Origin of the sequence: Pseudomonas sp. (assembly GCF_049645325.1) — a bacterium.
GTDB lineage: Bacteria > Pseudomonadota > Gammaproteobacteria > Pseudomonadales > Pseudomonadaceae > Aquipseudomonas.
In genome coordinates this window covers 1-10,337 of record NZ_JBARTQ010000097.1, presented here as the reverse complement: position 1 = coordinate 10,337, position 10,337 = coordinate 1, and the positions used below count along the sequence as shown (strand labels likewise).

The 10,337-nt window shown below is 59.1% G+C and carries 11 protein-coding genes and 1 pseudogene; 6 read left to right on the top strand and 6 right to left on the bottom strand.

Annotated elements, in window-relative coordinates; genetic code table 11:
- Together WBB95_RS04070 and WBB95_RS04065 are read left to right on the top strand one after the other, a co-directional pair.
- A pseudogene (locus WBB95_RS04070) lies at positions 1-249 on the top strand (restriction endonuclease); the annotation flags it as partial.
- Complete coding sequence (locus WBB95_RS04065) at positions 246-1,574, top strand: McrC family protein (RefSeq protein ID WP_424486415.1); 1,329 nt, start codon at positions 246-248, stop codon at positions 1,572-1,574. The pseudogene WBB95_RS04070 and the gene WBB95_RS04065, both read left to right, overlap by 4 nt.
- 19 nt (positions 1,575-1,593) lie before the next feature.
- On the opposite strand, the gene WBB95_RS04060 is transcribed toward WBB95_RS04065, so the two are convergent.
- Positions 1,594-2,493 carry a LysR family transcriptional regulator gene (locus WBB95_RS04060; protein WP_424486414.1) on the bottom strand — a complete coding sequence of 300 codons (900 nt, stop codon included), beginning with the start codon at positions 2,491-2,493 and terminating at the stop codon, positions 1,594-1,596.
- Between the two features lie 95 nt (positions 2,494-2,588).
- Here WBB95_RS04060 and WBB95_RS04055 point away from each other — a divergent pair, with 95 nt between their 5' ends.
- Complete coding sequence (locus WBB95_RS04055; protein ID WP_424486413.1) at positions 2,589-3,266, top strand: nitroreductase; 678 nt, start codon at positions 2,589-2,591, stop codon at positions 3,264-3,266.
- A gap of 74 nt (positions 3,267-3,340) precedes the next feature.
- Positions 3,341-4,201 (top strand): dioxygenase, encoded by an 861-nt coding sequence (locus tag WBB95_RS04050; RefSeq protein WP_424486412.1) that lies wholly within the window; start codon positions 3,341-3,343, stop codon positions 4,199-4,201.
- A gap of 105 nt (positions 4,202-4,306) precedes the next feature.
- Here WBB95_RS04050 and WBB95_RS04045 read toward each other — a convergent pair whose 3' ends face one another.
- Positions 4,307-5,197 carry a LysR family transcriptional regulator gene (locus tag WBB95_RS04045; RefSeq protein ID WP_424486411.1) on the bottom strand — a complete coding sequence of 297 codons (891 nt, stop codon included), beginning with the start codon at positions 5,195-5,197 and terminating at the stop codon, positions 4,307-4,309.
- 117 nt (positions 5,198-5,314) lie between these two features.
- On the opposite strand from WBB95_RS04045, the gene WBB95_RS04040 reads away from it, so the two are divergent.
- The gene (locus tag WBB95_RS04040; protein WP_424486410.1) at positions 5,315-5,707 is read left to right on the top strand and encodes a tautomerase family protein; all 393 of its coding nucleotides are present in this window, start codon (positions 5,315-5,317) and stop codon (positions 5,705-5,707) included.
- A 47-nt stretch (positions 5,708-5,754) separates the two neighbouring features.
- Here the strand turns inward: WBB95_RS04040 and WBB95_RS04035 are convergent, their stop codons facing one another.
- Both WBB95_RS04035 and WBB95_RS04030 read right to left on the bottom strand, forming a co-directional pair.
- Entirely contained in the window at positions 5,755-6,360 is a 606-nt protein-coding gene (locus WBB95_RS04035) for a cysteine hydrolase (protein ID WP_424486409.1), read from the bottom strand.
- 24 nt (positions 6,361-6,384) lie between these two features.
- Positions 6,385-6,510 (bottom strand): DUF1330 domain-containing protein, encoded by a 126-nt coding sequence (locus WBB95_RS04030; protein ID WP_424486417.1) that lies wholly within the window; start codon positions 6,508-6,510, stop codon positions 6,385-6,387.
- A 470-nt stretch (positions 6,511-6,980) separates the two neighbouring features.
- On the opposite strand from WBB95_RS04030, the gene WBB95_RS04025 reads away from it, so the two are divergent.
- On the top strand, positions 6,981-7,499 hold the full coding sequence (locus tag WBB95_RS04025; protein ID WP_424486408.1) for a hypothetical protein: 519 nt from the start codon (positions 6,981-6,983) through the stop codon (positions 7,497-7,499).
- Between the two features lie 155 nt (positions 7,500-7,654).
- Here the strand turns inward: WBB95_RS04025 and WBB95_RS04020 are convergent, their stop codons facing one another.
- Together WBB95_RS04020 and WBB95_RS04015 are read right to left on the bottom strand one after the other, a co-directional pair.
- Positions 7,655-8,314, bottom strand: a complete 660-nt coding sequence (locus WBB95_RS04020; protein ID WP_424486416.1) for a GntR family transcriptional regulator — start codon at positions 8,312-8,314, stop codon at positions 7,655-7,657.
- Between the two features lie 86 nt (positions 8,315-8,400).
- Complete coding sequence (locus WBB95_RS04015) at positions 8,401-9,984, bottom strand: aldehyde dehydrogenase (NADP(+)) (RefSeq protein ID WP_424486407.1); 1,584 nt, start codon at positions 9,982-9,984, stop codon at positions 8,401-8,403.
- Positions 9,985-10,337: the final 353 nt, after the last annotated feature.

Sequence of the window (10,337 nt, the reverse complement as noted above, 5' to 3'; positions counted from 1 at the left end):
ATCTTCCGGCAACAAATTCTGCCGCTGCTGCAAGAGTATTTCTTTGAGGACTGGCAGCGTATTCACTGGGTGTTGAATGATCAAAATAAGGAATACGACGATCAGTTTGTCCAGGAAGTGAAAATTGACTTCATGCACTTGTTTGGCGCGAAGGGCCCTGTTGATTCGCATACCCAGCGCTGGAAGTTGAACGACAAAGCGTTTGATCGTTTCCAGACCTATTATTCGATCAATGAGATCGTCCGTTGAGTCATTCCATCACGGTCCGTGAATATGCACGGCTGACCACCGATGAAATCGAGTCGAACCTGGACCGTGCACAAATTTCTTCTTCGGCCTTTACCTGGCTGTGTGATTTGAACGATTCCTTCACCCAGGCAGGAACGCCGCTGGCGCAGATTGCAGGCCAACGCTGGTTGAAACTGGATAATTTTGTCGGTGTTCTGGAGAGCCCGTGCGGCATGCGCTTGGAGATATTGCCCAAGCATTTTGAACAAGGTGATTGCATCGGGCAGAATCGTAAACTGCTGTGCAAGATGATCGAGACCGCATTCAACCTGAAAACCCGTCGAGTTGGCCCTGCGGATTTGACGCTGTTTGATGCGCCACTGAGCGAATGGGTGATGTTCCAGTTTTTGTTGGAGTTGGATCATCTGGTCAAACGTGGTTTACGCTTTGACTACCAACGTATTGAGGAGGAACAGCGTTACCTGCGCGGCCAACTGGACATAGTCAAGCAAGTACGCCAGCCTCCGGGCCGTCAGCACCAGTTCCAACTGCGCCATGATGTGTTCCTGCCGGACCGCCCTGAGAATCGTTTGCTCGTCCTGGCATTGCAGAAAGTGTGCAAAACGACTCAGCAACCAGACAGCTGGCGTCTGGCTCATGAGCTTAGGGGCATGTTGCAGGAGTTGCCTGCTAGTCGGGATGTGAAAAACGACCTGAAGCTGTGGCGTAATGATCGATTGATGGCTCATTACCAACCTATAAAACCTTGGTGTGAACTGGTTCTAGGGGAGGGTATGCCAACCGCTGTATCGGGTGGTTGGCATGGGATAAGTCTGCTGTTTCCTATGGAGAAACTGTTCGAGCGTTATGTCGAGTCCTGTTTACGATTGACATTGCCGGTCTCGGCGACATTGCAGCGGCAGGTCAGGGAAGAGTTCCTGTGTTGGCATAACGAAAAAGGCATGTTTCAACTAAAGCCCGACATGGTCATCTCACGAAACGAGCGACGCTGGGTGCTGGACACGAAATGGAAACGCTTGGATCAGCGCACGAACAGATATGGCTTGAGTCAATCCGACTTCTATCAATTGTTCGCCTATGGCCAGCGTTATTTGGAAGATCAACCGGCGGGCGAAATGCTGCTGATCTATCCAAGCAAGGCTAGCTTTAATCAACCACTCCCGGAGTTCCGTTTCTCATCGAAGCTACGGTTATGGGTGATGCCCTTCGACTTGGAGTTGGGCGTATTGGTCAACAGGCAGCTTGACCCGCTTCCTTTGTGGTTGGATGGCGCCGCTTGTTCATCTACCGCCGAGGGAACTGTCATTCCGTGTGAGGCTGTGTAGCCACCACTTGTACAGTTGATCAGGGGCCAAACGCGGCCATCGCTGCATCAATGAAGCTGCGCAGCTTGGCCGTGCGTTGGCGGTCGGCCGGGTAGATCAGGCTCATGGGCTTGGACGGGCCTTCATAGTTGGGCAGCACGCGCACCAGTTGGCCACTGGCGAGCGCGGGGGCGAGCAGGTCGAGGGCGGCCATCACAATACCGAAGCCAGCGATAGCGGCCTTGAGTTGCGCGTCGGCGCTGTTGACCCGCAAGCGGCTGCCGACCTGCACCGGGTAGGCTTTGCCGTGACGGGTGAAAACCCACTCCTTGTCCATCACCCGATCAGCGAACACGTAGCCCAGGCATGAATGGCTGTCCAGGTCGCCGGGCTGCACGGGCGTGCCGTGTGCTTGCAAGTACGCCGGGGCTGCGCACACCAGCAACTGATAGGGCCGCAACGGGCGTACCACCAGGTGGGTGCTGTCAGCCACGCCGGGTTCGCCGATGCGAAACGCCGCTTCAATGCCCTCGGCGATCAGGTCGACGTAGCGGTCGGTGAGGTCCAGGTCGATCTCCACCAGCGGATGCTCGGCCAGGAACTGATTGATTACCGGCATCAGGCTCTGCGCGCCGAAGTTCTGCGGCGCGCTGATCTTGAGGGCACCCATGGGTTGGGCATGGGCCTCAAGCGCCAGTGCGTCGGCGGCCTCGACATCGGCCAAGACCCCCACACACCGTTCGTAGTAAGCACGACCGAACTCGGTCAGTTGCTGGCGGCGCGTGGTGCGGTTGAGCAGCCGCACTTGCAGGTGCGCCTCCAGGTGCTCGATATAGCGCGCGACCATTTGCGGCGAGAGCGCCAATGCGCTCGCTGCGGCGGCGAACGACCCCGCCTCGGTGGCGGTGACGAACACATGCATGGCGCGAAGTTTGTCCATCAGTCATCACTCAAGGTTGTTAATGGGTTCATCGGTTGTGTATTTATCAGATTGGTGGTGGTGAATAAGCTAACACCTTTTCCAGGAGACCTCCGATGAGCCAGCCAGACATTTTTCAAGACATCGCCCGCAGTCGCCGCGTAACCCGCCAGTTCCTGCGCACGCCTTTGAGCGAACACCAGATCAATCGCGTGCTGCTCGACGCTCAGCACAGCCCCTCGAACTGCAACACCCAACCGTGGCACGTGCACCTGGTCAGCGGTGATACCCGTGACCGGCTTTCAGCCGCCTTGCTCGCAGCCGATGACCGCCAGCACTTCACCCCGGATTTCGCGTTTGACATTGACGCCTACACCGGCGTTTTTGCCGAGCGCGCGCAAGCCAGTGGCCGTGCACGTTACGAGGCCATCGATATAGGCCGCGATGATCACGCCGCACGCCAGGCCTGCTTGCGCCACAACCTTAGGTTTTTCGATGCGCCCCACGTGGTGTTTTTGTTTATGCCGCAGATCAGCGATTACGTGCGGTCGGCGGGGGATATCGGCATGTATGCGCAGACCTTCCTGCTGTCGCTGCAGGCGCGCGGGCTGGGCGGGATTCCCCAGACGTTACTGGGCATGTATGCCGACACGGTGCGTGACGTGCTGGGGGTGAGCGCAGAGATGAAGCTGATGTTCGGGATTTCCTTCGGGCATGCCGACCCGCATTCCGCCTCGAACTTTGTCGAGGTGGGCCGCGTGGCGCTGCAGGACAGTGTGGTCAGGCACGGCTGAAGGGCAGGGAATAAACACGCGCCCGAGGACGTTCTTGATGTGACCCTTTCACCTCGCCTCGGAGCGCCAGCCTCATGTTCACGCCTGAATCACTGATCACCGAACAAGCGCTCAACAGCTTCGACGATGCCCCGAATGCGCGTTTCAAACAGATCATGCAAAGCCTGGTGCGCCACCTGCATGCGTTCGCCAGCGAGGTCGAACTGACCGAGCAGGAATGGTGGGAAGGCATTCGCTTCCTGACCGATACCGGGCACATGTGCGATGGGTTTGTGCGCCAGGAGTTCATTTTGCTGTCGGACACCCTGGGATTGTCGATGCTGGTGGACGCGATCAACCACCGACGGGCCGAAAACGCTACCGAGACCACGGTGTTCGGGCCGTTCTACATCGATGGCATGCCAGACCGAGCCTACGGTGAAAACATGGCGATGACGCCGGGGGAGGCCGCGCTGATCCACGGGCGTGTGCTGGACACTCAGGGCAACCCTCTGGCGGGCGTGCTGCTGGACGTCTGGCAAACCGCCGGCAATGGCATGTATTCCGGGCAGGATACGCAGCAGCCGGTGGGCAATTTACGCGGCTGTTACCGCACCGATGCCCATGGCGATTTTGCGATTCGCACGGTTCTGCCGGTGTGCTACCCGATTCCTACCGACGGCCCGGTAGGGCGCATGCTTGACGCCGCCAACCGTCACGCTTGGCGGCCGGGCCACGTGCATTTCATGCTTGAGTTGCCGGGGTACAGCAAGCTGGTCACGCATTTGTTCACAGAGGGCGATCCGTACCTGGAATCCGATGCGGTGTTTGGCGTGAAGCAGTCATTGCAGGTGGTGTATGAAGACCGCACGGCACACGACGCGGTATCCGCCAAGGTGGGCATGCAACTGCCGTTCAAGCAGGCGTATTACGAATTTGTGCTGGAGAGTGAATGACGGGTTTGCGGCCACACGCCGGGGTGAGTTGATCAGTGAACCCAGCGAGGCGTATGCGCGGGAGCGTCAACAACGGCGCGAAGGCAACGCCTGAGCAGCCGCGCGTCAGCGCAAACCGTCGGCGATGCCCGCCGCCAAGAGTTCGTTGGCCCGGCGCAGGTTGCCCGGTTGGCGTGAGTGAGTCAGCCACACGCCCATTTTCAGCTGGAAGTCGCTGAGGGTGACGACGGCTAATTCATCGGCATAAGCGATGCCAGGCAACAGTTTCGCCGGGATAAGCCCCAAGCCCATGCCGGCGGCGACCATGCGCATCTGCACGGCGGCGCCATGGGTGTCCACGGCCAGTTTCAGGCTGTGCCCGTGGTCGCCCATGGCCGCTTCCAGCGCCGCGCGGTACCCGCACCCTCGTGGGTTGAGGACCCATTCGCTGGCCGCCAGGTCTTTGATCGCGTTGGGCGTACTGACCAGCGGGTGGCGCTTGCTCTGCACCACCAGGATGTCGAGGGTCGTGAGCAATTGCGCCGCCAGTGCGGACGGTGGGCTGTTGGCGGCGGGCAGCATCAGGGTGGCTGCGTCGAGCTCGCCGAGCAGCATCCGTTGCTCCAGTTCAGCGCTCCAGTCGGTGACGATTTGCAAGTCGAGGCCGGGCAGTTGCTCTCGCATGCGCGTCACCACGTCGAACACCACCGCGTCCGCGACGATCTGCGTCAGCCCCACACGAAATCGTCCACTGGGCAGGGCGTTTTCCTGGCAAATACTCAGCAGGTGCTCGGCGTCCCGCAGCAGTTCGACGGCCTTTTCATAGATGCGCCGGCCCATGGCGGTGGGCATCGGCGGGCGTGTGGTGCGGTCAAACAGCGCTTCGCCGAGGGTTTCTTCGAGGTGTTGAATGCGCCGCGACACGGCCGACTGAGTCAGGCACAGCGTGTGCGCGGCCTTGGTCAGCGAGGCACTTTCGATGACGGTGACGAAAGCTCTCAAATCCTGAAATAGCATGCGAAATACTCATCATCTTTTCGAAAATTATGCGCTTGATGAAACTTTGCGTCGAGACTAGCGTAAGACCACTGGCCGCCGACGTGGATTGGCCATTGACCCTTCAAGGATTGCGCCATGCCTTTAGTTCGAATCGACCTTGCCGCCGACACTTCGGTTGAAACCGCCAGCGCCATTGGTGAGGTGGTGTACAACGCGATGACCAGCGTGGCCAATGTGCCGGAACACGATAAATTCCAGATCATCAACCGTCACGCCAAAGACGAGTTGGTGTACCCGGCGGCGGGGTACCTGGGTATCAATTACACGCCGAAAATCGTGTTTATCCAGGTCACCTGGAACGCTGGCCGCAGCATTGACGTAAAAAAGGCCTTCTATAAATTTATTGCCGACGGCATTCACGCCAAGACCGGGCTGCGCAAGGCAGACGTGTGGATCAGCCTGGTGGACGTGAAACGCGAAGACTGGTCGTTCGGCAACGGTGAAATGCAGTACGCGCCGACCGAGTGAGTCCGACCGTGAAAAAGGGGCGACTCATTGCCGAGTCGCCGCGTTTTTTATTTGTCGTTCAGCGCTTCAAGAAACTGCGTGTGTTGCAGCGTCTTGGAGAACATCGGCAGCGTGAAGTTTTCTGCCGCGTGTTGTTGTTCACCACTGAACGTCGCCGTGCAATCGGTCAGAGTGACCACGTCGTAGCCTTTTTCATAACCTGAACGCACTGTGCCTTCGACGCAGCAGTTGGTTAGAAAACCAGCGACCACCAGGTTCTGGATGCCGTTGTTGCGCAGCACCAGGTCAAGGCCGGTGGTGGCAAACGCGTCGAGCCCGCGCTTGCCTTCAATCACGATGTCGGCGGCGGCACGGGGCAGAGCGTCGGTAATCTCGGCGCCCCAGGAGCCTGCGCGAAAGGCGCTGCCGTCGGCGACACCTTTGAGAATCCCGTAAGAACGCGTGGTCAGTTCCGGGTAGCCGTCGGCAAACTGGATCGGCATATGGATGATGGTCACGCCGAGCTTGCGCGCCTGTTCAATGGTGGTGGCGGTGTTGGCCAACATATTGGAGGTTTGCATCACCTCCTTGACGGCATCGTGGAACACGCCGCCTTCGGTGGTGAAATCGTTCTGGTATTCGATCAAGACAATCGCGGTGTTGTGCGGGTGCATGGTGGCTCTCCACATACGTTGGGTTTATTCACTGCTGCCTTCAACCAGGGCGACGCTGTAGGTCGCGCCCTTTAAACGATGTACGGCGACCGCCTGATACGCCGGGCTGTCGTACCACGCGCAGGCCGCTGCTGTGCTCGGGAACTCCAGGGTACCGTGCCCTCGGGCTGCGCGCCTTCCAGCGCTTGGGGAATACCCATGGCCACGAGGCGGAACATATTGCCCTAGGGCGCGGTACCGAAACCCAGCGGGCCGATAATTGGGTCTTTTAAGTTCATTGCCGTCTCTCTTTCATAAGGTTGATGGTTGCAGAAGCGCAATCGGGCTTCCCGCGCGCGATAGCCTTGGGCCTTAATCGTAGGTGAAGGGCTACAGAACGTGCGTATTTGTTGCGCGCGGGGGAATCACCCAAGAACGAGACGAACATACAGGGTCTAAAACAGCTATTAAGCGAGGCTGCTTTAAATTTGCTAATGCGTGGATAAAGCATAACTGAAGCATTGAGCAGCGAAGGGCTGCACGAGTCGACAAGAAGGCCGCTGGTCCGGCTTGACGGGCGATGGGTGATTTGAGCAAATGCTCAACGCTGAACCTCTCCCGAATATCGCGGATTTGCCCCCATGAAATTGCGTTTGCTACCCGCCAGCCTGCTGCTTGCCTGCACCGTCACGCAGGCGGCGGACGCGAATCCGGTCCCCAAGGCCCTGGAGGAACAGGTCGTCCGCCTGGTAACCCTGCTTAAGGATGGTTTTGCCACCGGCTATCCCGAGGCGACCAGGGTGCAGACCTTGAACACCTCACGGGAAAACCAGGTCACCCTAGCGGTTTTCATCGTCGAGGGCTTTTATAAAGGCAACAACTACCGCCAGTATCTTGCGGCGTTCAAACCTGATGCGACTGAAGCGGGGGCGGCGCATTACACCCTGCTGGGCGTCATTCACATTGGGGGCGGCGGCTGGCGGGCGATTCAGGCATTGGATGCCACGCGGGTCAGCGGCCCGACAGACCGGCAGGTCCTGATTGATATTCCGGTCATGGAAAACAGAGTCGGCGACGCAGTGAATTTCCCGAGCAAGCCCGGTGTGGTGCATTTGTCGCTCAGCGGGGATGCGCCAGTACGCCTTGTCGAGAAAGACTGAGGCGACTGAACTAAGCTTGCGACTGGATGATCGTAGTGCGGTCATTAAATCGAGCGATGGAGCACCATGGACAAACGGCTTGCGGGACTTTCATTTCTGTTGACCCTCGGTTGGGTGACCGCGGTCGGCTTCGTCATGTGGTTTTTCTCGAAGGGCTAACGCGGCTTGGGCAGGTGCTCGAACAGCGTCGAACACACGCCATGGATGTGTTCTTCGATCAGTTGGGTGGCCAAGTCCACATCCCGTGCTTCGCAGGCTTTCACGATGGCGCGGTGTTCGGCGTCGGCGGTGGCTTTGCCGTCGGACAGCACGATTTGCATACGCAAATACCGCTCGATCTTGTCGTGGATCGAGCGGATCAGGTTGAACATGAACGGCCGCTGCGCCGCTTCATAAATGCACGCGTGAAACGCCCAGTTCATCTCCGCCCAACGGCCTGCATCGTCGCCCGCCAAAAAGTCGTCGAGGATGGCATAGGCACGAGTGAAATGGTCTTCGGTGAGGTTGGGAATGGCGTAGCGGGTGATCTCAACCTCCAGCAGTACGCGCACCTCGAAAATCTGCGCCAGCTCCGCCTCGCTGATGCGTGTGACCATGGCGCCGCGATTGCGATGGAACTCCACCAGGCCTTCGGCTTCGAGGCGCTTGAGGGCTTCGCGCACAGGGATTTTGCTGACATTGAAGGACTTGGCGATGTCGTCCTGGCGAATCGGATCACTTTCGGCAATTTCCCCCGAGATGATCGCGTTTCGCAGGTATTTGGCGATGACTTCCGACGTCGAGGGCGCCACGCCAAGGTTAGGGGCATTGGACAAGGATAGTGACACGGTGGCTCTCCTGAGCGGGCGAAGACGTATATGTTATACGAATGTTTACAGGCGCCGCTATGCCCCATGCCGGGCTATTGCCCCGGCAGCGCGGCGTCGGTGAAGTGACCATTGACCAGCCGCTGAATGTTCATCGGGTTGGCGTTCTTGAGTGCATCCGGCAGGGCGAAGTCGGGGAAGTTCTGGAAACATACCGGGCGCAGGAACCGCTCGATGGCCAGCGTGCCCACCGAAGTGCCGCGTGCATCGGAGGTGGCCGGGTAGGGGCCGCCATGGACCATGGTGTCGGTGACTTCCACACCCGTGGGGTAGCCGTTGACCAGCAGGCGGCCGGCCTTGGTTTGCAGCAGTGTGACCAGGTACAAAAAGTCCTGGAGGTCTTCGGGCTCGGCCAGCAGGGTGATAGTCAGTTGGCCTTGCAGGTTTTCCAGCGCCTGAACCAGGCGTTCGGTGGTGGAGGCGGTTACCACAATGCTCGCAGGACCGAAGACTTCTTCTTGCAGGACTTCTTCCCCCCCGATCAACAATTCTTCATCGGCGCTGAACAGTTGCGGTTCGGCCAGGGTGGTTTGGACGCGTCCGCACAGGTGCTCCACACCAAAGCTTTTGTGCAGACGCTCCACACCGGCCCGATAGCTGGCGAAGGTGCCCGCGTTGAGCATCGCCTGCGCAGGTTTTTGCGCCATGTGCAGCGTGAGCGCCGCGGTCAGCTCGGAGAACGCCGGGCTGGCCAGGCCGATGATCAAGCCCGGGTTGGTGCAGAACTGCCCGCAGCCCAGCACCACCGAATTGGCCAGCTCTTCGGCAATCTTCTGTCCGCGCAACGTGGCCGCGTGCGGCAACACGATCACCGGGTTGATGCTCGACATCTCGGCGAACACCGGGATCGGTTCAGGGCGTGCCGCTGCCATGTCGTACAGGGCCCGGCCGCCTTTGAGCGAGCCGGTAAAGCCGACCGCCTTGATCGCCGGGTGTTTGACCAACTGCGCACCTACGCCGCCGCCATAAATCATGCTGAACACACCCGCAGGCATGGCGCATTTTTCTACCGCACGGCTGATGGCCGCCGCCACCAGTTCCGAGGTGGCCATATGGCCACTGTGCGCCTTGAACACCACCGGGCAACCGGCTGCCAGGGCCGAAGCGGTGTCGCCGCCGGCGGTGGAGAACGCCAGCGGGAAGTTGCTCGCACCAAACACAGCCACCGGGCCCAGGCCGATTTTGAGCTGGCGCAGGTCGGGGCGGGGCGCGGGCTGGCGCTCTGGCAGGGCGATGTCGATGCGCGCGCCATAAAAGTCGCCACGGCGCAGGACGGCGGCAAACAGCCTCAATTGATGGGTAACACGCCCGCGCTCGCCCTGGATGCGGGCAAAGGGTAGTGCTGTTTCGGTGCATACCAATTCGATGAACTCTGGACCCAGGGCGTCGATTTCCTGCGCGATGGCCTCCAGAAAGACAGCACGCTGGGCGCTGGATGTGTCACGAAACAGCTGCGCAGCGTTCTGGGCGGCCACGCAAGCGGCATCCACTTCGGCCTCGACCGCTTGGAAAAAGGTGTAGGGCAGGGCCTCCCCGGTGCTGGCGTTGTAGCTCAGCAATGGCGTGTTCCCCAGCGCGCTGCGCTGACCGGCAATAAAGTTGTGACCGAGGATGTTCATGGAGGGCTCCGGGCGCGGCGATGAAAAATTGATTCATAGTATTTCGTATACCATATAGCACTCGGTATTTTTCTGTCGATGGCTTTGTGTGCTTAGCTGCAAATACACAAAACCGCCCGAATTTGGGGCGATCACAGCATTTGCGCTCCATTTCGTAACATGTTGTGGTCACTCGGGAAATGGCGACACCTTCAAGACAGCGGTTCCAGAGCGATGTGCCAGCTATTTGAAATCACGGCATACTTAATGCTTATACCGTATACGAAATCCCAACCACGTAACGTTCCGAGGTTTTCCGTGAATAAATCCGCCTTAACGATCGCTTTGCTGGGCTGCCTTACCGCTGGTTTCAT